Annotated in this window: 17 protein-coding genes and 1 pseudogene; 7 read left to right on the top strand and 11 right to left on the bottom strand. The window is 42.0% G+C overall.

What is annotated here, in order from left to right:
- Positions 1-85 precede the first annotated feature (85 nt).
- The 5 genes and pseudogenes from GX654_21890 to GX654_21870 form a co-directional block, all read right to left on the bottom strand.
- Positions 86-787, bottom strand: coding sequence for a hypothetical protein (locus GX654_21890; protein NLD39513.1), 702 nt, complete (start codon positions 785-787; stop codon positions 86-88).
- Between the two features lie 32 nt (positions 788-819).
- Entirely contained in the window at positions 820-1,272 is a 453-nt protein-coding gene (locus GX654_21885; GenBank protein ID NLD39512.1) for a hypothetical protein, read from the bottom strand.
- 517 nt (positions 1,273-1,789) lie between these two features.
- On the bottom strand, positions 1,790-3,139 hold the full coding sequence (locus GX654_21880) for an RHS repeat-associated core domain-containing protein (GenBank protein ID NLD39511.1): 1,350 nt from the start codon (positions 3,137-3,139) through the stop codon (positions 1,790-1,792).
- 45 nt (positions 3,140-3,184) lie between these two features.
- Positions 3,185-3,502, bottom strand: a pseudogene (locus tag GX654_21875) (RHS repeat protein).
- A 56-nt stretch (positions 3,503-3,558) separates the two neighbouring features.
- Complete coding sequence (locus GX654_21870; GenBank protein ID NLD39510.1) at positions 3,559-4,461, bottom strand: LysR family transcriptional regulator; 903 nt, start codon at positions 4,459-4,461, stop codon at positions 3,559-3,561.
- A 164-nt stretch (positions 4,462-4,625) separates the two neighbouring features.
- On the opposite strand from GX654_21870, the gene GX654_21865 reads away from it, so the two are divergent.
- The 6 genes from GX654_21865 to GX654_21840 all read left to right on the top strand — a co-directional run bounded on the left by GX654_21865 (position 4,626) and on the right by GX654_21840 (position 13,869).
- Entirely contained in the window at positions 4,626-5,147 is a 522-nt protein-coding gene (locus tag GX654_21865) for an OsmC family protein (GenBank protein ID NLD39509.1), read from the top strand.
- Between the two features lie 256 nt (positions 5,148-5,403).
- The gene (locus tag GX654_21860) at positions 5,404-5,634 is read left to right on the top strand and encodes a type II toxin-antitoxin system prevent-host-death family antitoxin (protein ID NLD39508.1); all 231 of its coding nucleotides are present in this window, start codon (positions 5,404-5,406) and stop codon (positions 5,632-5,634) included.
- An 837-nt stretch (positions 5,635-6,471) separates the two neighbouring features.
- Positions 6,472-7,227, top strand: a complete 756-nt coding sequence (locus GX654_21855; GenBank protein ID NLD39507.1) for a SagB/ThcOx family dehydrogenase — start codon at positions 6,472-6,474, stop codon at positions 7,225-7,227.
- Between the two features lie 130 nt (positions 7,228-7,357).
- Positions 7,358-11,185, top strand: a complete 3,828-nt coding sequence (locus GX654_21850; protein ID NLD39506.1) for a DUF2339 domain-containing protein — start codon at positions 7,358-7,360, stop codon at positions 11,183-11,185.
- A complete protein-coding gene (locus tag GX654_21845; GenBank protein ID NLD39505.1) occupies positions 11,178-13,289 on the top strand; it encodes a hypothetical protein in 2,112 nt (703 codons plus the stop codon). Before GX654_21850 ends, GX654_21845 begins: the two co-directional genes overlap by 8 nt.
- 85 nt (positions 13,290-13,374) lie before the next feature.
- The gene (locus GX654_21840; GenBank protein ID NLD39504.1) at positions 13,375-13,869 is read left to right on the top strand and encodes a cyclic nucleotide-binding domain-containing protein; all 495 of its coding nucleotides are present in this window, start codon (positions 13,375-13,377) and stop codon (positions 13,867-13,869) included.
- Positions 13,870-13,943: 74 nt separating this feature from the next.
- Here GX654_21840 and rpsA read toward each other — a convergent pair whose 3' ends face one another.
- The 3 genes from rpsA to GX654_21825 all read right to left on the bottom strand — a co-directional run bounded on the left by rpsA (position 13,944) and on the right by GX654_21825 (position 17,262).
- Entirely contained in the window at positions 13,944-15,149 is a 1,206-nt protein-coding gene (gene rpsA / locus GX654_21835) for a 30S ribosomal protein S1 (protein NLD39503.1), read from the bottom strand.
- Positions 15,150-15,305: 156 nt separating this feature from the next.
- Positions 15,306-15,656, bottom strand: a complete 351-nt coding sequence (locus tag GX654_21830) for a phenylpyruvate tautomerase (GenBank protein NLD39502.1) — start codon at positions 15,654-15,656, stop codon at positions 15,306-15,308.
- A 127-nt stretch (positions 15,657-15,783) separates the two neighbouring features.
- Positions 15,784-17,262, bottom strand: a complete 1,479-nt coding sequence (locus tag GX654_21825; GenBank protein NLD39501.1) for an FAD-dependent oxidoreductase — start codon at positions 17,260-17,262, stop codon at positions 15,784-15,786.
- Positions 17,263-17,525: 263 nt separating this feature from the next.
- Between GX654_21825 and GX654_21820 the strand changes: the two genes are divergently transcribed.
- Positions 17,526-18,557 (top strand): hypothetical protein, encoded by a 1,032-nt coding sequence (locus GX654_21820; GenBank protein ID NLD39500.1) that lies wholly within the window; start codon positions 17,526-17,528, stop codon positions 18,555-18,557.
- A gap of 157 nt (positions 18,558-18,714) precedes the next feature.
- Here the strand turns inward: GX654_21820 and GX654_21815 are convergent, their stop codons facing one another.
- From GX654_21815 to GX654_21805, 3 genes are all read right to left on the bottom strand, one after another.
- Positions 18,715-19,911, bottom strand: coding sequence for a hypothetical protein (locus GX654_21815; protein NLD39499.1), 1,197 nt, complete (start codon positions 19,909-19,911; stop codon positions 18,715-18,717).
- Positions 19,912-20,338: 427 nt separating this feature from the next.
- Positions 20,339-22,078 carry a carbon starvation protein A gene (locus tag GX654_21810; GenBank protein ID NLD39498.1) on the bottom strand — a complete coding sequence of 580 codons (1,740 nt, stop codon included), beginning with the start codon at positions 22,076-22,078 and terminating at the stop codon, positions 20,339-20,341.
- 109 nt (positions 22,079-22,187) lie between these two features.
- Positions 22,188-22,745 carry a DUF2062 domain-containing protein gene (locus GX654_21805; protein NLD39497.1) on the bottom strand — a complete coding sequence of 186 codons (558 nt, stop codon included), beginning with the start codon at positions 22,743-22,745 and terminating at the stop codon, positions 22,188-22,190.
- Positions 22,746-22,747 lie beyond the last annotated feature (2 nt).

The following is a 22,747-nucleotide window of genomic DNA, read 5'->3' as shown; positions in this document are numbered from 1 at the left end:
ATCGGCAGACACCTTTTACATACTGCCCACTTTTAAACATTATGGCATTATCATAGGCATATGTAACTGTCGGGAGAAGCCCCTGTCATGATTCCAGTTTCTTTAAATTATCATAATTATTTTTTGCTGCTTTATTCTCAGGGTCTATGTTATATGCATCAAGATAATCTTTTTTTGCCTTTTCCTTGTCTCCGGTTACATTATATATAAAGCCCCTCATGTTTAATAAGGCAGATGCTTCTTTGGCAGTGGGGTTATTTTTAAGTCCTGCACTGCAATCGTTAATAGCCTTCTGGTACGATTTTTCCTTGAGACGTGTAAATGCCAGTAACAGGTAATTATTGGCCCTCTTCTTAATATTGTTTGCTGTATTTACAGCATTAATTGTCTTTGCATAATCCTTTCCATCGTAATATACCCGAGCAAGCAGCAGGTAAGAATCATCATTCCGGTTGTTAATCTCAATGGATTTATCAGCCCAGCCTTTAACTTTGCCTGATCCCTCTTTTTGTAACACTGCATCACCCACTTTAAAAAGGGCGTCAGACAGATCTTTAGATACAGCAGTGTTTAAGCTGCTTTTTACTTTTATGGCATTTTCATAGACCTCCTGTATTTTTTTACCAGCATTTGAAAGGTCTCCTTTCTCAAGATATGCCTTTCCTTCCGAAATGAGGCCGGTTAATGATGCATCTGTTATTTTTTCCTGGGCCATTGCAACCCCGGTGAATCCAAACACTAAAATACAAAAAATCGCTATCAATTTATCTTTTCTAATTGCTGGCATAATCTGTTCCCTCTTTTTATTAATGATTAACATTAATTACCTCTGAAAATTTTAGTTTTCTTCTCAATAACGCTAATATTTTCTATTAATTTTTCTTGGTCTTTCCACGCTGCAGCAAAAAACTCATACCTTCCATCATCCGTACAAGTTAAATCAAATGTGCATCCTCCAAAACCAGAAGGATTTACTACACTGAATGTAACTTCTTTTATAAACATCTTTTTAGCAAAATGAAATAACCCTTTTATATGAAGAATATAAACAGAACTTTTTCCACCTTCATCAGATAAAATAAAATAATATTGGTCTTGTTCCTTAGTATAAATATCTTTAATTAATTCAACTGACCTCTCCAAAGATATACTATCTATTTCACAACATAAACGTGGTTGATGTTGTTTTACTTGTTCTGCTACCCAACCACGAATGATTTCTGCTAAATTACTTTCAATTTTACAGATATAATAAAATTGGATATCTTCCATTCCTACAATAACACCTCCATTAAATATTACTGAGAAACTTCGTTTTAAAGAATACAGCGCATCATATCTTGCAGCTAATTATACGCAACCGTGTAGCCACCTAATTTATGCTAAAAACTGGTTACTGATTTATTCATAAAAATAAATTTCTCGAATTCCTGTTTTTAAAACTGATATTCATAGGCAAAAATATTTGTTTCCAAATAAATTACAGTGCCCTTTAAGTAAATATAAAATAATACTATCAAGCATATCTCTTGTGAAATGATATTCTATTCTATAATCATAATTTTGATTTACTCATTGTCTTCCACATTTTCTTAATCCTTTGTGTTCAGGGCACTAGATCAGTTTGAATTTATAAAACTCATAATTTGTTCGTCATTTCTATTCAATTCTTTCATTTTAATTAGATGGTTCGAATGATATAAGGTATTAACAACTGTATATCCATAATTCATTATCCTAACAAACAATATGTTTATTAAGTGAAATATTATTTAACAACTATATAAAATCACCTTTTCTCTCTAATAAGAAGCTTATTTTGTATTTCAGGAGCAGGTTCAGGAATTCCATCATTATATTCAACCGTGGATCCGCCTGATTTATATTTATTCTGACCACGGTTGTTCTTAAGGACTTCTCCAGTGGCAGGATCAGTTTTAGGATCGGCAGCATGCCAATGCGGATTTTTATGGTTTTTATCTGCATTGTGTTGGGTAATAATCTTAGGTTTTCCATCAGCACCTTCTACCCTAAGTTGACTGTTATTGTTCCCCAGATGTGAAGTTGCAGACCTGCTAGTTGGAATACCTTCTTGTCGCATTGCTTCACGACGAGCAAACCTTGATGTAGTTATTTCTACGACTTCATCAGTAGACCCAACAACATTTTTACCTACTTTAAATACACCTTTTAATGCATCACCTAATCCAGGTACCCATGCAACAACGGCACCTGCTAAACCAACCCATGCTACACCTTTCGTTGGATTTTCCCATACATTTTTCCCATTGGCAATAGTATCTCTAAGATCTGCAATTTGCCCTACAATAGGAATCAAACCAACTCCAATTGATCCTCCAATGCCCGTCCAAGTTGTTCCGGTATCATTAAAATCTCCTTCAATCACTTCGTTTATGAACTCATGTCCTGATGGGTCAATATACTTAAGAGGATTATTTCGACAATATGAAAGTCTATTTAACGCTTGTGGGTCATACCAATCTTGAACGAGTACATCAGTAGATATAAACCTCCCAATCACCGGGTCATACATCCTTGCGTCATAATTATACAGCCCGGATTCATTGTCAAGCTCCTGGTCTGTATACTTGTAATCAGATGCGTTTGCCCCTGAATGGCTCCTCTGAACACCAAATGGCATATATTCGGTTGTCTCAATATCCGCTCCTGTATTATCTGTAACAGCAGTGGAGCTGCCAAGGTGCTCCTTATGGAATATTTTAGAGTTATCTATATTTGTACCCTCAATGCTGGCAACTCTCATGTTTCCGGCAAAGACATACTTTGTTGCCACACCATTCTTTATCTCATAATCACTGCTTACATAATAGGTGGTTATCCCTCCTGCCACCTTTTTAGCCCTTGCACCATTACCATCATATGTAAGATTTATGGAAGAGATAAGAGCATTATTTGCTAATGATCTACGCTCTATTACTGTGGGCATATTATCCGCATTCCATGTAAGGCTTCTTTTAAAAATGTTGGCAGGGTTTGTAAAATCATGCCCGGTTAACATATTGCCATTTGGGTCATATGTGAAGGCATAAGGAGTACCATTATAACTAATGGAACTTACCGCATTTATATGGTCAGGGTCATTATAGGTATAATTCAATACCTCTGCGCTTGTTGGTGGTAAAGGATCACCTGTGACATCTTCTGATAATAACCTGTGCAGATTGTCATACTGATATGTGTATGTAACAGGTATTGAACCACTGCTATCAATAATAGTTAATAAATCCCCTGCCTTTGAGTAGGTATATAGTCTGTTTTGAATAGTATAATTACCCGGTGCTGGCCCTAATGTTACAAGATTTTCTAATCTTGTTGTCTGTAGATTATAGGTATAAACCGTTTCTGTATCATTATAGGGATGGGTTATCCTGCCTATTTTACCTGTAGGCTCATACTCTGTGCATTTCGCATATTCTTTAATATTAAAAAAGGGGTCAAATCTCCGTTTAGCTCTACTAATAAATTTGCAAAAGCTATTCGGAGATTTGACCCCTTTACCCCTTTACAGTAAGATACTCACGGTTTATTAATCGTCTCAGAAAACACCTTTCTCACACTGTCCATAAAACTTTTTAACAGAGGTGATATCCATTTTCCCCTGTACCAAATCATAAGTACCGCCGTCTCAATGGACATTTCATCCCAGTTAAGAACAGCAAGATTGCCCTGATCAATCTCTTTTGCAGCCGTAATATCAGGCATTATGGCAATTCCCAAACCTTTTATAATGCATTGCTTGATTGCCTCGATGCTGTTCATTTCCACAATGGATGATGTTTTTATCTTTTTATCCATAAGCCACTGCTCTATCATCATCCTGTAACTGCAATCATGCTTGGGTAAAAAGATGGTGTTTGAAGAGAGATCCATTATCGAGACAGTTTTTTTCCTGGTAAGGGGGTGGTCAGGTGAGCTAATCATTACAAGGTTTACTGTCCCTAAAAATTCAGTCTTCAGTTCTGATAAATCAAGAGAATCAGTGAGCAGAAAGGCCAGGTCTGTAATCCCGCTTTTCAATTCATATGGCAGGTTTTGATATTCACAGCTTGCCACATCAAAATCCACATCCGGATGATCATGATAAAACCCCGTCAGGATATCAGGAAGAAAACAGCTCCCAATGGTCTGAGGAATTCTCAGTGATATTCTCCCATGCCTGCTCTTTGTACCAGTTACCGCTCCCATGGCCTCCTGTTCCATTGCAGTGATTTTTTGCGCATACTGCAACAGCTCCTGCCCCGCATCGGTGAGGACAACAGCCCGGCCCACCCTCTGAAAAAGGGGTTTTCCCAACTCTTCTTCCAGTATTTTTATCTGCGCAGACACAGAGGACTGTGCATAGTTAAGCATCTCAGCAGCTTTCCTGAAATTTAAAAGCCGGGCAACAGTTAAAAAGGTCTTCAGGTTCCTTAATTCCAATTCCACTCCCCTGATCAATAATTTCGATCATAATTATCTAATTAATCCGTTAGACAGCAAAATATCGATAATATATGAGTTGGGGAAATACAAACAATTTTTTTAAGAAATTTTTTCAGGGGACAAAGTTTTATTAAAAGTTTTTGAGCATAAAGGAGAAGAATATGAAAAATCAAAGGCTGACGAACCTGCTTCTTATATTTGCAGTTTTGTTTATTATCCCAGCGATAGTCGCAGCAAAAGAAAATCCTGCCCCTTACAAGATAAAGGTAACAAGCAGGGAAGTAAGAAACCGGATTGTTGAATCCCGTGTTCGCAATCACAGGGTGGTGGTTGATCAGCCGGTAGATTTCGGTGCAGATGATCTGGGGCCTACCCCGCCCGAATACCTTGCCATAGCCTATGGCTCCTGTGTTGTCTCTACATTGCGTTTTCTGGCTGTTCTGGACAAACTAGAGATTCATAATATTGAAGCCAGGGTAGAGGGAGAGGTGGATTTTTCAAGGATTATGGGGCTTAAAACATCAGGCCGCGCAGGGCTTTCAGGCCTTCGGGTATTTATCCGATTTGAATCGACCATGACTGAAGGAGAAAAAAAGGCATTTATCAAAAAGGCAATGGAACTGGGTGCAGTGCTGGATAATGTGCAAAATAAAACTGATATTTCATATGAAATTGTAGACTGATTTTAATCTCGTTAAATTTTGAGGGCATATACAGTTAAATCATACAAAACCAATTGGTGACAGGTTTATATATGTACAATATGTCAGCAGAACACATTGCCTAAAAAATCTTCCAGTGGGGACAGGGGAAAAAAGATAAAAATCCTTTGGATAATCCACCCTTCATTGTCTGCCATAAACTGATCACCCTCTCTGTCCTTGAACCTCCAATTATTTACGCATATAATATGCGTCAAACATCATGGGAGTATATATTATGAAATCAGCCACTGTCGGAGAAATCCAGAAAAATTTCAGCAAAATATTGAAGGATATACACCTTGGAGAGGAAATTACTATTACCAGCAGAGGGAAACCAATAGCAAAAATAACTGCTCTGGGGCCCAAAAAAAATATCATCTGGCCGGATTTTGATGCTGAGGCTATTGAATTAAAAGGAAAATCTATAAGCCAACTGATTATTGAAGACCGTGAGGAGCGCCTATAATTGATATATGTAAGCAATCAGCAAGCCATCAGACCTACACATTTGACACAATATTCAATTGTCAAAGAATAAATCCATTAATATCGTTAAATAAAAGCTTACTCTTTTAAACTTATAATTCTGACACCTATTGTTTTGCAAAAAAGCCAACAGCGGCAAAACTTGTGAATATAAAAATTAAAACAATATTCATCTTAAACGATAAAATTGCGATAAAATTGGGGTCATCCCGTTGATATTGTACATTCCCTAATCCGCAAGAGGCAGATAAGCAATTACAAATCAAAAGCAACTGGATTCCCGATCAGGTCGGGAATGACGTTCTGTGTATAGATGCCAAATCAGATCAGGAATGACGTTCTGGATATAGCATTGGTTATCAAGCCTGCACTTTTCACAGATAAGTATTTATCATTTTTAAGCATGGGAAGGGCATAAATCATTTACTCACTTCATGACTGTATCAAAAGTAAGGCGGTTAAAGGTTAAGAAACGGAAACGCACCCTCAAATATCAATTGGAAATATTTTATACCTGTAAAAGGATGGCAATAAAACGCAGAACATCAAAGAAAGCATCCCCTCGGGGACCGTGCGAACAATAGAAGGATAAAATTAAGTTACATCCTGTCAGTGTGATTTTCTATTTTTACATTCAGTTCAGAATTGGTATGTGTTATATGCAATAAATGAACATAATTTATGTTTATCACAACTTAAATACCTGATACCATACAAGCATCATATTGAAATTACACCACATAACAGGCAGCGCTTTAATGGCACAGATCATGCTTTATTTACACATAAACTATTTATACGAATATGAGAGAGAAATATGGATAAAGAAATAATAAGGCAGTACAGGGCATTTTTAAAGGACAGTATCCGGAAGACCATAGACTTTTCACAAACAGATCAGAATAAAGGTATTTCGCCCCCGCCTGTGGAAAAGCCCTTCTCAAAAGAAAAGAAGCGCATTGAGCTGATCGGGTTTGATAGTCTTAATGATATCGGCAGCATTGATTTAAAAGCTGCCATACAAAAACGTGAAAGCCGCAGGGCTTACAGCAGTGAGGCCATAACTATTAAGGAGCTCTCCTTTCTTTTATGGGCTACCCAGGGTATACGCCAGCACCTTGCGCCCGGCCATGCATTAAGAACAGTACCCTCTGCAGGTTGCCGTCACGCATTTGAGACATACCTTTGTGTGTTCAACGTGCAGGGTCTTGAGCAGGGGGTGTACCGCTATCTTCCGGTTGAGCACCAGCTTTTACTTGAGTTCACTGAAGATCATCTGAAACACAAACTTGTTGAAGCAACATTCAGACAGGGATGGGTCGCAGACTCAGCGGTCACCTTTGTCTGGACAGCCATCCCCTATCGTATGGAGTGGCGGTACGATATTGATTCAGCAAAGGTGATAGCAATTGAGGCAGGTCACATATGCCAGAACCTGTACCTTGCCTGCGAGGCAATAGAGGCAGGGACATGCGCCATAGCTGCCTATGATCAGGAAAAGATGGATGAATTACTCAAGGTCGATGGAGAGGATGAGATCACGGTCTATATTGCACCTGTAGGGAAAAAATAAAATCATATTATGTTAAATATTTTAATAAAGGTAACATTTTTGACGATAAAGAATAATAATCATTTTTTGACTTACCGGTTTTACCCTTAAATATGTGACATGCCATTACTTCTTTTGATGGAGGATATAGATGGTTATACTTTGGCTCCTGGTTTTCGCCTGCATTGTTGTGCTTTTTATAAAGACCAGTGAAATAAAAGGCATCAAGGATAGACTGCGATATCTTGAAAAAAGGGTTAAGTTTCTGAATGATAATCTCCCTGAAGGCATATTTAACAGAAGAGAGGGTTTTGATCAAAAAACAGAACCGGTAAAAGAACGGCCTGTTCAGGCAGAAGAAACACCTGTAGAAATCAGGGAAGAAGAGGTACACGAAGAGGTTACAGAGGCGCCACCGGCTGAAGAACTTCCTCCTCTCCCTCCAAAGCAGGCTGCATATAAGGCGTTTGATTTCAAGTATACAGAGGCTGAACCTGAACAGGGGCCTCAACAGGAGGCTCGTCAAACTACCATCGAGGAAAATGAGCTTGTAAAGAGGTGGCAACAGTTCAGGGGGAATGTGGACTGGGAACAGTTCACCGGTGCAAAGCTCTTTGCATGGATAGGCGGCATTGCCCTTTTCATTGGGGCAGGCTTTTTTGTAAAATACTCCATAGACAGGAACCTCATCCCGCCCATCGTGCGACTTGTAATTGGCGCAATAACAGGGATGATACTGATAATTGCATCAGGGAAATTTGAGCGTGGCAGATATGACATAATGCGTCATACACTCGCTGCAGGCGGTATCGGGGTGCTTTTCAGTGTAATATTTGCAGCAACCCTCTACTACCACTACATATCAAATTATGCAGGGTTCGGCCTGCTTATTGTTGTATCTGCCGCAGCATTTGTACTTGCCATTTATCACAAAGGCATTGCAGTCTCTGTCTTGGGGGCCATAGGCGCATATGCCACACCAACCCTTGTAAGTGTCGGTGGAGAAAATCTGTATCTTCTATTCATCTACCTTGCCATTGTCAACATCGGACTTTACCAGGTGATGAAAAGGCTAAGGTCACCTCTCCTTTTACTTGTGGCAACATCAGGGACAATCCTATCGCTCGCAGTCGGCTCGTTATTTGCCACCCCTGAACCCGTGAGCATGACTATCGCCATAGTATGGATTGTAAATACCGCCCTTTTCAGTATGTTTCTGGAGTTTTTAAAACCTGAGAATGAAGAAGGTAAATGTCTGCTCTGGTCAGGGATAATCCTCTATATGAGCCTCCTTGTGATCGCATTTATCATCATGATCAAATACAGCGGACCAGCCCCCATGCTCATTTATGCAGCAGCCATGTGCGGCGCGATAATCCTCGCAAGAAACAACAGGCGATGGTATTCATGCGTGATTCCATACTCTGTGCTTACATTTATTGCCGCCATATTATGGTCATTATACAGGTTTTACCCGAATGGTACAGGATGGTCATTCCTGCTTTATCTCATTTATGGCATTGCAGGCGGCATTGGCCCTCTACTCCTTATCATGAAATACGGGCCTGACAAAAAGTTTATCTCATGGTTCAAGACCTTCCCTGTTGCTGTCGCAGGCGTAAGTCTTTTAGCAATACTTAAAAACCCGGATATCTCATTCTGGTTCTGGCCAATGGCCCTGTGCCTTCAGGCCCTTGGCATATTCATCACTATTATTTTTGGCGGGCTTATACAGATCGGGATACTTGCCCTGCTGCTGGTTGTCAGCGGTTTAATATGGATGATCAAAATCCCTCCATACCTTATAGGTTATAGCTTTTACAGTTTTACATTTATTGCAGGGGCAATACTCTCTCTTCTTATCTTCATCCTCATAAAAAGACTTCCTGAATGGAGAGAGAGGCTTAAGATAGGGCCGGAGATGTTAGGGGCATCATTTGATTTTAAAAAGCCTCTTATGGAATGGATGACATCAACCCCCGTCATGGGGATCTTTCTGCTGATTGCCGCATCCTTTTTAGGCCAGCAGCCACTTAACCCTCATGCCGGCATGACAACCATTCTCTGCTTTCTTGTTTTGACCCTTGTAATCGCAAAACGCCTTTATTCCGAACCAATGGGGATGGTTGTACTGTTATCAACTCTATTCGCACAGGCTATCTGGATATTTAACCCGATGAACAGGCCTGAGATTTATCTTAGTGCCCTTTGCTGGTCAGGCCTATTTTTCGTCTGTTCAGTAATCATACCCTTTTTCATGTTTGGTTCATTTGAAAGATGGAAAAGGATGTGGGTGGTCTGGGCCATCTTTGAGGTGTTTCAGGGGATATTTGTAATAGTTGCAGCCGATCACCTGCTTGACAGGGCACTATCCGGCTGGGCGCCGCTTATCCTCGCCATTATAAAACTACCCGCCATTATGAGGCTCATTAAAAGGCTTGAGGCAAAAGAGGAAAGAAACCTGATACTTGCCTTTCATGGTGGTATCCTGCTTTTCTATGTATCAACAATACCTGTCATGCTCCTTGATCATGGATGGATCGGGCTTGCGCTTGTATTTGAGGCCACACTCCTTTTATGGCTCAACAGACGCGTTGAGCACCCCGGTTTAAGGTGGGTATCCATATTTATGGCGCCGGCAGGGCTTATAATACTGTTATCATGCCTTAATCAGATGAAGGGGCCGGAGAGCATTAAAATATTAAACCCGGCTGCCCTCTCTGTTGCTGCCTGTGTGGCTTCGCTTGCCTGGGCTGTAAGACTTGCTAAATACCCTGAATCCAGACTTAATAAGATAGAAATAGATAAATATTTTTTGTGGCTTTCATTGGGCACAGGGTTTTTCTTTTTGAATCTTTTGATCGCAGACATCTTTACAAACAGTGAGATGGCGCATGCAGGGAGGACACTTAAATTTTTGCCCCGCGGAAGTATGCTTCAATCCATATTGTATAACATTATATGGGCCGGTTTCGGCACAGCCCTGTGGAGGGCCTTAACTGTACCCAAAGCAATGCGCTATACCGGCCTTGGGCTTATAGTCTTAAGTGCGACATGGCTTATTATTGCTCTATTCAGCGGCCCTTTAGATGTATATAAGATGAGACCATTTTTTAACCTGGGGCTTATTGCATATTTGCCTGTTATTGGGTTACTGATCTTTTTATTTTTAAAAGAACCTTCAACAGGAAAGGTGCTCAGCATAAAAAATCTCTTTCTTGCCATGTCGCTTGTTGCAGGCATGGTATTTATAAAACTGGAATTGAGCACCATGCTGCAGCCAGGATATCCATTGATGCTCTTCCGCAGCAGCAGTTTAATTATGGCAGTCTGTTATGTCTTTATCTGGATAGCATACGGCTTCTGTATGCTCTTATGGCCAAAGGAGCTAGCCCGGCCATTCAGGATTGCAGGGATTATTCTGATCATGTTTGGCATCTTAAAATCCATGATCATGCCTTTTAGTTTCAGGATGGAGTTTGCGGATATGCTGCCTGCCCTCAACATGCCGACACTTCTTTACCTGCTTATTATTACTATGCTCATCTTTCTCACTATCAAGAAAGAGAACTCAAACTGGCCCTTAATAAATATTGAGCCCAGGCCCTTCTGGGGAGTGACACTCGCAATATTTGCATTCTGTATCATGAATATAGAGATAGCCGCAGCATTCGGCATAAAGGGCCGAGCATTCAGCCTCATGACATATGGCAGCCTGTCCCATCAACTGGGTTACAGCCTTGGGTGGCTTCTCTATTCCATATGCATGCTTGTTATCGGTATAAAAAAGGATATTGTAAAACTCAGGTGGGCATCATTGATCCTCCTTGTTATTACCGTCTTAAAGGTGTTTTTCAAGGACCTCTGGTCACTGGGTCAGTTATACAGGGTGGCATCGTTCATCGGGCTTGCCCTTGTGCTGATACTTGTCTCCTATCTCTATCAACGATTTCTATCCGACAGGAGGAAAGATGTATAATTTAACAAAGGTTATGTTTTCAGGCTTCAGGAAAATAAAGACATACCATTTACCAAAGCACACCGTGGACACAAGGCTTTTATCTTTTAAATATTTCCTCCGTGATCTCTGTGTCCTCCGTGGTAATATATCTTTGTTTACAGATGTATCTTGGAAATTGTTATGTCCCATATTGTTGCTTATAACCATCGTCCATGCAGCCATATTACCTGCGCAGGAAAACATAAAAGCGGAAAATACAAACTGGCTTTCAGAGGCTAATATCAATATCAGTGAACCAGGTATGATTGAGACCACCCTTCCCCCAGGCATGCATCATATCCCGGTTACTGAATTATCAAGAGATTCCGGGCTTGACCTCACGCTCTTAGGGCCTGATAACAGGGAGAGGCCATTTGAACTCTTCTGGACAGAACGAGGTGACATGCAGGTAATAGGCATTGAGGCATCGACACTTAAACTTGATAATCTGAAAAGGCTTATATGGGAGGGTATTACCCCTGATAATTTCATAGTAAAAAAGATAATGGTGGGCATATCAGATAAAAATTATATAGGGAAGGTGGATATTGAAGGGCTCACCTCTTCCGGGTGGAGGATGCTTGCAACGGATGTTGCCCTTTACAGGGCAGCAGGTGATGACAGGGCAATAGTAGATATCCAGGAAGGGGAGTATGAGAGGTTAAGGCTCTCCTTCAGCGGCTATGACATCAGATTCAGGGAGATACCTGCCTTTGTTGAAAAGGTTGAGATCAAGGGTGAGGTCAGCAAAAGAGGATATATTGAGGAGGTTATTACTCCTGAAATAGAAAAAATCAATAATGATGATTCAACTGAGATTCGAATAACACTTCCGGGCACTGGCATCTATATTGAAAAGATATTTATCACAACCAGCTCCATGTTCAGGGGCTCATGGCAGTTAGGCTGGGACACCATCTCTATGGGTGAACAGCACTTCATGGAGATACGCACGGGGGAATGCTCCTTTACCGGAAATGAAAACCCTTCCATTATGATAAACCTGGGGATGCAGTCAAGACGTGAGGCCATGATTATAAGGCTTAAATCAGCGGAGTATTTTGGTGAGATCAGGGATGTAAGTATAACCGCAAGGCTCCCCCGCATGGTCTTTTTTGCAGAGCGGGAAGGGGCATATACCTTGAAGACAGGGGCTGGGAAAAAAGCCCATGTTAAGGAGATGAGATCTGGAAAAGAGACCGGACAGCACCAGCTGATTGTCAGTGCTCCTATAATAAACCCGGCATGGCAGCCTGAGCAAATACCGGATGATACAGTGCTCAGGGGCGGACCTTTTAATGATGAGGGATACACCTGGAGAAGCGGCATCCATATTGAGAGGCCCGGATTTTACAGGCTTGTGCTGGACAACAAGGCAGGGCTTGAGGCGAACCGGCAGGGGTTAAGGATAGTCAAGGATGGTATGCAGGTGCCCTGTTTTTTCGGGCGCAGGGAAGAGAGGAAGATAGATATTGGTGAGAAGTTTGAATATGACAGGAGTAACAACCGCTCCATTATGCCATTAACCCTGCCCAGTGATTCAGGCCATATCAGAGGCATAAGGCTCACAGGGAAAGGGATATTTAAAAGAGAGCTTATCATAGAAACCGAGCAGCCTGGCAGGTCTGGCTGGCAGCGATGGCTAAAAAAAGAGTGGATAAACACCCGGAATGAGACATCACATTTTGATATTAGCATTAATGAACTACCCTGGTCCCAGTCTGCGATGCGTTTGATCATTGATCACGGGGATAATCAGCCCGTTTTACCCGAAAAAATAGAGGCTGTTTATGATGGTCAGGACCTCTTTTTTCTGGCTGGAAAATCAGGGGAGTATATGGTCACTGGAGGTAATCCAAAGGCAAAGGCAGCATCCTATGACCTCGCTATTATCCAGGATTTCCTCTTTAACAGGGTACCGGAAAAGATCATGATGAATGAAACAGAATCCATTCATGATACAAAGTGGAGTTCAAGACTTAGCAGCCTCTTCAGTGAAAAGGGCTGGGGGCTCTATGGGGTGCTTGGGCTTGTAACGCTTGTTTTGTTAATTATAATTGTCAGATTATTCCCGCGTAAATAAACAGCCGCATTGACTAAAAAAACAGTAACATGTTATATTCCGGGAAAAATTGCATTAAACCTTTCAACAATCAAGGATGCCGGATATGGTTCAAGAAAAAGGAATACCCGAGACTAATCTTTCCAAGGCAGTGATAGACCTTCTGATTGAAATCCCCATGTTTGATCAGATCAAGTCTGATGATCTGAAGATCCTGGCCAGGAGCATGAACTTTATGGATTTTCAACCCAGGGAGGTTATTTTTTCTGAGGGTGACAAGGGTGATTTCGTCTGTTTTGTCACAAGGGGCGCCCTTGATGTTGTCAAAAAAAATGAGAAGGGAAAGGATGTTGTAATAGCTACACTGGGCAAGGGTCGCTCCATTGGCGAGATGTCTATTATTGATGACTTTCCAAGGTCAGCCACAGTAAGGGCAAAATCACAGACTACGCTGCTGATACTTACTCGAAAAAAGTTTGAAGAGATGCTTGAACAGCATCCCCAGATCGGGGTGAAACTGCTTAAAGGGATTGCCAAGTTCATGAGCATGAACATGAGAAAGACATCAAGTCTGCTTGCTGATTATATGCTGCCACTGTAGACGGGCAAAAATAAGCCCTGATTTTGAAGTCCTCATTAAATGGGACATAAAATCAGGGCTTTAAATTCTTGTTATTATTTTTTATTAAGCTTTGCCTTTAAAAGGTCTCCAAGGGTACCGAATGAGCTGCCAGCCTTGCTGCTTGCACTGCTGAAGCTCTCGAACACCTCTTTTTCCTCATCCTTCTCATTTGATACCAGGCCAAGTGAAAGCCTTCTCTTTTCTTTATCTATGCCGTTTATTCTTACATCTATCTCCTGACCTGCGGTAAGCGCCTCTCTTGCATGGTTTATCCTCTTCTCCTTCCCAAGTTCAGAGATATGGAGAAGGCCATCTATGCCAGGCTCAAGGGTAATAAATGCCCCGAACTTTTCACACCGTGCAACCTTACCTTTATGCACAGAACCTTCAGGATATTTATTGATAATTAAGTCCCAGGGATCAGGGAGTTTTTCCTTCAGGCTGAATGAGAATTTATCCTTATCCCAGTCAAGGGAGGAGATAACAACATCAACCTTTTGCCCTATAGAGAGTATGCCCTCTATATCATCCACACGTCCCCATGAGAGCTCAGACACAGGGATCAACCCCTCTATGCCCTCTGCCTCTATAAATGCCCCGAATTTTTTTATGGATGTTACTGTGCCTGTTACTGTCATGCCGACCTTTAGAGTATCTTTTAATTCAAGCTTCCTTTTTTCCCTCTCCTCTTCAACAATTGCGCGGTGAGAGAGGACAATGTTTCGGCCCTTTTCCCCATACTGGGTAACCCTGAATGTGAGTTCAGAACCTGTGACTGTACTGCTGTCCTCTACCCGCCCAAGACCCAGCTGAGAGAAGGGGCAGAATGCGCGGGTCTTGCCGGCAAGCCTGATCTCATACCCACCCTTTACCTCTTTTTCAACAACACCCTGAACCGGTATGCGATTATGATAGGCATCCTCAAGAAATTCCTTGCCTGTGGATTCAAGTGAAAGTTTTGTGGTAAAGAGTCTTTCACTGTTATGGGATGAGAGGAAATAGGCACTTACCCTGTCGCCTGTCTTTATTGTGATGTTGCCCTCTTCATCCTTGAACTCACTCAGAGCTATTACACCTTCGGACTTACTCCCTGTATCTATAAAGACCCACTCATCAGCGATCTGGATAATGGTGGTCTCTATCTCCTGACCCGGCTGAAAAAATACCGCCTTCACCTCGCTCTGTTTTAAGAGCTCCTCAAAGCTTTCTCCAAAACTATCTTCAACCGTTCCATTCTCTTCTATATTGTCATCTTCCATGTCCATAATTTTTCCTGCAACCCCTTAAAATCAGGTTTACGGTCTACGGTGTCAGGTCTACGGTTCCTTTAAACCGCATACCGTAAACCTCAAACCTCATACCAGTTATTAATTGATTAAAACATCCCTGCCTGTTGAATCTTAATTTTTATATAATCAACGAACAAGTGTGTCTCCATTATACCCAAAGCACTTGCCATCTATATCTGTAAACTCTATAAAGACCCTGTTCCCCGGCACACCAATCTCCTTTGTAAGAAATCCGCATACCTTGCCTGAAAACTCCTGGCATCTGCCCTTATCAAGCCCCAGGGCCTTTATTCTTACAAAGGCAGCGGGCTCATCTGTACCACCAAAGATAAGAGGGGTACCGGGTTTGATGGCCACCATAATCACCTGTTCAGGCTTGCTCATCATCTCTGCCAGAAACTGGCTCGCCTTTTTTGTAAGTTTTTCGGTCTCTATATTATTGATCTTCTTATTTGTCTCAATACTGAAATAGGGCATGATCTCTCCTTTTATCTTTGTTGACGATGATATTGGCACAATTAAATATTTAAGTCCAGAGGCAGGTTTCAGAAATAAAAAAAGGGTTCAAATCCGTGAGGAGATGAACCCTTTATTAAAAATAGAATTAGTGTTCGGCCTTTATCTGGCTTCCATCCTTTTTAGGGACCTGCCACTCACCAAAGAATGGCACCTCAAACACTGTAACCCTGTCACAACCTGGCTTTTTATACTTTTCAGGATATGCGCCTGGCAGGATCACATCCTGTTTAATAAGCTGTTTTTTGAGCGCCTCTATATCCACATCCCTTACTGTAACACCCTGTTTAAGAGCAATGGCTGCCGCTGTGCCGGCTGCCTCACCGATTGCAATACAGTGGGGTATAAGGTTAAAGAAGTTGTTGGTTTCCTGATCTGATGAAAATGCCCTGCATCCGACCAGCATATTATCAACGCCTTTTGGCAGAAGCGACCTGTAGGGGATAAATGTAAGAGGCGAGTTGAGCGAATTTTTACCCCTGTCAAGGTCCGGGAATACGGCTATTGTATCAGTAAAGGGCTCATTGCGCTGGAGATCCTCGGATGTAACCATATAATCGCCATGTACCCTTCTTGCGCCCCTTGTTCCAAGCTGTGGTGATGAGAGCACAATAAAACTCTCTTCAAATCCGGGGATATTCTTTTTAAAGTAATCAAAGGTAAGCAACATCTTCTCACGGCCAAGCATCTCAACCCTTGTAAGCTCTTCCACATCGGTCTGGCTCTTGTTTGCATACCTGGGATGCACCCATACAACCTTTTCCTGGTTGGGGAGGTTGCTTCTCATGAAACCGGGATGCCCGCCCTGCTGCATAAGCTCCATCATCATCTCGCCCCATTTATCCGGGTATTCCCTGCGGAAATCCTCCACCTTTACCAGGTTTACATTATCGATCCAGTAGCATAGTGAAAGATTGGCTATCCTTATCCTCGGGTCTATATCTGTGTCAAATGTGGCGCCTGTAAATGGCAGGAGATCTCCATCACCTGTTGCATCTATTACAACCTTTGCCATTATTGCCTGACGGCCTGACTTGCTCTCAAAGACAACACCAACCGGTTTGTTCCCCTCCATAATGGGCATTGTCCCCCATGCGTGGAGATATGTCTTGATGCCCGTTTCATTAACCATGTTATTAAGGATGCACTTGCCTATCTCTGCATCAATGAGGGATGAGTAGATTATGCGTCTTTCACGCACCCAGAAGAATGATCTCTCATTCCAGTAGTTGACAAGTTTTGGGTCATCAGAGCCCCAGATGTCCATTGGGGGATGAAACTCCGCCTTCCTTTCACTCAGACGGTCTATAAACTCCTGGTTAATGCCCGCAATCTGGAGGTTGCCGTCAAAGTCAGACAAACATGGGATAATTGTAACAAGCCCTCCCGTGCTCATTCCGCCAAGATGACCGTATCTCTCTATAAGAACAGTATCTGCTCCATTGCGTGCCGCTGCGATCGCTGCACCTATTCCGCCAGGGCCGCCGCCGACAACCACAACATCACATTCACGGACCACGTCAACCGTTTTATTAGGTTCAGGTATTGTTCTGATAATCTCTGCCAATTTATTGTTTCCTTTCGATATATAATAATTTTGCGCCTGAAAATATTAAATTTTGGGCAAGCTTACCCTATGAACTTCATAAAATCAATACGATTAAATAGTTTCATTCAAAAAACTTAAAATTTTAATAATATCTTCATTATGGTTTAAGTTACTTTATTTACCTGTCGATAACTTACCAATAAAATGAAACCTGGATATACATTAACCGTTAAAAAAAGCATATGCAGAGTCAGCCACAGTGAATTTTTTTGAGTTTGGACATGTCGGGAAATAAAAGCGGATTATCACTTATTAAAGAAATATTAAACAGTTACGATACAAATGAGCAGGTAGATATTGCTGCCCAGCTTTTTTTAGAATACTGTATCTATCAGGGTCAGTGTTCAAATACAAGGCGACTTGCACCATTGGTTAATACAGTGGCAGAGGCACTGACAAGGGGCACGAGAAACGAAAATGGTCTCAAGCAGAGCATAAAGGCGGTGCAGATATATCTCCAGATCCCGCCTGTTGAATATTATGGAGAGACTCTTGTAAGGCTCTCTTACCTTGACAGGCAATCTGTTGACGAGATGCTTTCCATAAAGCCTGAAGGAAAGGTACTCGGGACATTCCTGCTTGAACAGGGTCTTATTACACAGGAACAGAGGGATATAGCGGTTATTGCCCAGAAGAGGATGTTTACTGTACAGGAGATACATTCGAGGGTGGTTAACCCCGGTAATAAAGAGGAAGAGGTTCAGGTAATAGAAGGGCTCAAGGATGTATTGCAGCACTTTCTTACATCAACAACCGAACTTGAGGATGACCTGAATCACTCCAATATAGAAAGTATCCCTACTGCATTGAAGAGGCTTGAAAATATAATATCGGAAACAGAGACACAGACAAATGCGGTTCTTGAAATAGTTGAGAACCTCTTTGATATTGAAAAGGAGATGAGGGCCAGTCTTTTACAGATAAAGGCCGGCATCGACATTTCAAACAACCTTGTCACCAGAAATATAGAAATCCTGATGAGCAAGCTGGATTTTATAAACAGGCAGAGCCTTACCCTGAACAGCACACAGCAGATACAGGACAGGATAGGTCAACAGCTCCTTAAAACAATACCAACAATACAGACATTTCAGGATCAGATAACCAAGATTGCCAGGAAACTCAAACTGAACTGGCATAATATTGATAAGGATAAAAATAACCAGTTAATGACAGGTTATGAAAAAGGCGGGACAGAAGGGCGTGCCAGACAGGATGATGTTGACAACCTGCTCTCAAGCCTGGGGCTGTAAAAAAAGTTTGCGGTAAATGGTGAATTGTGAATGGTTATTGGTAAAGGCTAAACAATATCTGAAAATAAGAAGATAAATAATCGGGTTATAAAAAGAAACCCTGTCCATTGAACAGGGTTTCTTTGATTACACAGACATAAATGGCTTTAGCCAGATTCTAGTGTTTAATCTGCTCCCATTCCTTTTGATATTCCTTCTCAAAATCCGGGCACCTGTGTTCAGTATGGCATTTCAGGCAGGTCTTTACTCCAGGGTCCATCTGAGGCACAGAACCTGGATCTTCCAAATGGGCAGAGGCGTCGCCATGACATGATTCACACTGGACATTTCGCAGCTCCTTTTCCTGTGCCTTCATGGTGAAACCATTTGCCTCCTCAAAACGGGTTGTATGACATACAAGGCAGTCAGGGTTGAATTGTCGCTCTTTATTGATAAGGGTCTGGAATGCCTTTGCATGATCGCTCTTCTGCCAGATTTCATAGGCATCACTGTGGCACTCGCCACATGAGGCTGATCTCAGTATTACTGTCTCCTCTTTCGCTGTGGTCCCGGAAGCAGTTGTATAAAGCTTGTTAACCTCTTTGTTGAAATCATCGATCATGGTTTTGACCTTTAGATCATCAGCTATCTTGTCACCATAGGGGACAAGGGTATTTGTGGCCGTCTTTGTGCCGTCAGCAGCCTTTTCGATAACAAGCATGCCCTGATGCTGTCCCTTCTCACCTGTCTGGACTATATAGGTATTATTGGCCTCATAGGGGGTTTCCAGTTTCTGTTTGTGGTGACCGCCCACAATCACATCAATGCCGTTTATCTTTCTGGCAATTATCCAGTTGCGTCCCATATGCTGATGTGTGAGGACAATAACAAAGTCCACCTTATCCTTGAGTTCAGCTACCATTGCTGTTACGGTTTCTATGGGGTCAAGAACAGACAAGGTAGATCCGACTATCTCCTCAAATGGTTTTACAACATCAGGGGTGGTACCCATAAGGCCGATTATGCCTATCTTGATATTATTAATATTCCTGATCACATATGGCTTGAACACCAGCTCCTTTTTATCATTTACTATATTGGCTGAAACAAATGGCACATCATACCTTTTTTCAATATCCTTGATGAAATCCAGGCCAAGGGCCAGCTCAAGTTCACCTACATTGATTGCATCAATGCCAATTTCCTTATAAACCTTGGTGATTAATTCTGCCTTGAGTTTTGCAGTAGCCACAAACGATTCTTTAATCTGTACATGTTCATTAAGCAGGTCACCGGAATCTACAACGACAAGATTTTTTTCGGTTTTCCTGTATTCATTAAGATATGTTGTTTTTTTATAGAGCCCACCGAGCATCTCACCGGTATCAGCTCACCCGCACGGTTCAAGATACCCCTCCACATTGTTGCTATAAGCCAATACAATCCGTTTGTTTCCTTCTGTACCAGATGATCCTGAAATCGCAACAAGAGATAAGATTGCGATAACTACCAATGAGAAAAAAGCTGATTTAATTTTCATTTTGCAAAACCTCGATTAAATGTCTTTAAAACACCCATAAACCTAAATCGGTCAGTCTCAGCCCTTATTCTGCCTATTATAGGCTGATAAGCCTATCAAACCAGAGATACTGACCTCAACAACAGGGCTAATTGTCTGTGCAATGCTATCAGAATTGAGGAGAAAGTCAAGGTATGTTGAATCATAAGACTTATTGAAATGAATCGTTTTTTAAAAGCCCCTGATCAACACAAATGGTCAGGGGCCTTTAAAGGTATGAGGTTCAGGATATCTTTTCTTTATGCTGCTTTATAAATGTCTTAACTGCCACCACTATCAGGCCGATTGTGAGCAGTATCATAATGATATCTGCGGATAGCAGGATATAATTTCCTTTAGAAAAATACCGCTCAGCAAGGAAGATAAGCGCAAAAATGGTTGTAACAATCATGAAAAACGCAGGAAGAAGCAAAAATCCGGCCTTCTTCCTGTTTGCAGCAAGCCATGCGGCCAGTGTTATAAGCGTAAGGGCTGCCAGAAGCTGGTTGGCAGTACCGAAAATTGGCCAGATGGCGCTGAATGCATTGGTAAATGCAAGGATAAGCATCAGGACAACAGATAATGAAGAATTAAAAAGATATGACCTTATCCATAACGGAGGATTTTTAAACAGTATTGACCAGAGCTCTTCAAATAGATAGCGGTTTATACGCACCGCAGTATCAAGTGTGGTTGCAACAAAACCCTCCACCATGAGTATTCCGAAGACTGTTCCGTAGATCATAGGTATATCAAGCCCTTTATACATCAATCCGCTCATCGCAAGAGCAAAAGCCAGGATTGGGTTGGAGCTGCCAGCTTCCGGGTGAACAATCCTGGCATAGTCATCAAAGGGGATTCCCACAGAAAGGGCGATAATCACGCCAACAGCAAGCATTGTCTCAAGGAGCATGCCTCCATACCCGATAATACGCGCATGAGGCTCGCATGTGACCTGTTTTGAGACAGTCCCACCTGCAACAAGTGCATGAAAACCGGATATAGCACCACATGCAACTGTTATAAACAGAAAGGGCCATATAAGCCCTAAAGAGGGAGCAGAGGCTCCACCTGCAATATTGAATGCAGGGGCAGTGGTGGTAACCCCGTGTATGCTTGCCCCTATTGTCCCGGCTATAAGCAAGATAAGCCCCCCGTACAGTATAAACACATTGGTAAAATCCCTTGGCTGAAGCAGTATCCATACAGGCACCCCGGCAGCAACCAGGGTGTAGAGGCTCAGCACGATCATCCATGTGTTGACATCAAGTGATACAGGGGCCCAGAGGCCGATCACAATAGATAATAAACATATAAAAATGGCAAGTGGAACAGTTATCGCAAGGGATATATTCTTTCTGTAATTCATAAACCCTATTATTGGCGCCAGCACTGTTATGAAAATAACCGATGTTGATGCGATCCCGCCGATTCTGCCAAAGGTTACTCCATCCCTTACAACAGTCTTCAATATTGCCTGATCAGAGGCGAGTCTCATCTGTTCAAGGGAGACAAGTGAGGTAAGTGAGGTTGCCGATGCCACCAGAAATGCAGAGGTTACCAGAAGTATCATTACAATGGTAAAGACAATCATCAAGCCGAACCCAAAGTCACCAAGTGATTTACGGGCGATCTCTGCTATTGATCTGCCGCGTTCCCTAATAGATACAAAAAGGGTTACATAATCATGAACCGCACCGAAAAATATGCCGCCTATAACCACCCACAACCAGACCGGCATAGTGCCATACATTATCGCCATGGTCGGCCCTATAATAGGCCCTGCACCGGCAATGGATGCAAAATGGTGGGCAAATACAACCTGCCCCCTGGTCGGGCAGTAGTCAATACCATCATTAAATTCGCATGCAGGGGTAACCCTCTGTTTATCTTCACCAAGTATTCGAGCTATGCGACCGGAATAAAACCTGTACCCCAATACCACAAAAAACAATGCACCTAAAAGAAGCCAGAGTATATTCATAGGAAAACCTCCTGTAGAAAAAACTGAAGAGACTATATTACATGCTAAAGGATGATTCAACTCCTTGTTTATTTAAAACATTTTGTGCAAAGAATAAACAGTCACCCGATTATTTCTGCCTCCTTTTGAACTTCTGGTATGTCCTTGTGCCCTTTTTTTCTTTTCTCTTTTGCCGCCATTCCCTTATCTTCCGGAAGAGCCATAAAAACACAGGATAAGTGAGGAGAGCTGCTATAGCGCCGAATATAATCCCCCCGATAAGAAGGGCAGTAACAATGGCAGCCCCTGATGAAAAAAGGGTATTCCAGATGACTTCTATTTCATCATGCCGGTTTATTGCAGCCATGATCGTTTTTATGACTTCATGCCCTCCTTCAAGGCCAAGCAGATATGCCCCAAGTTTATAATCATAAAAATAGATAAAATACCAGTTCAGGGGGTTACTTACCCATGTCCCAATGGCAGCAGTTATTTTACTGGCCTTGAAACAAAGAGCAAGCGCCACTGCGAGGGCAATCTGAAAGGGAAGTATCGGCATCATACCGGCAAATACACCAATAGCCATACCAAGAGCAAGCTCGTGGGGTTCACCCTTTAAGTGTAATAACCTGAGGTATAAATATTTTAACTGCCTTTTCAAATAGGCAATCCGGGAATTCTGAGCCATGG

It is taken from the genome of Desulfatiglans sp. (assembly GCA_012513605.1).
Taxonomy (GTDB): Bacteria; Desulfobacterota; DSM-4660; order Desulfatiglandales; family HGW-15; genus JAAZBV01.
The sequence above is the reverse complement of the archived record's forward strand: the minus strand, read 5'-3'. Positions and strand labels throughout refer to the sequence as shown.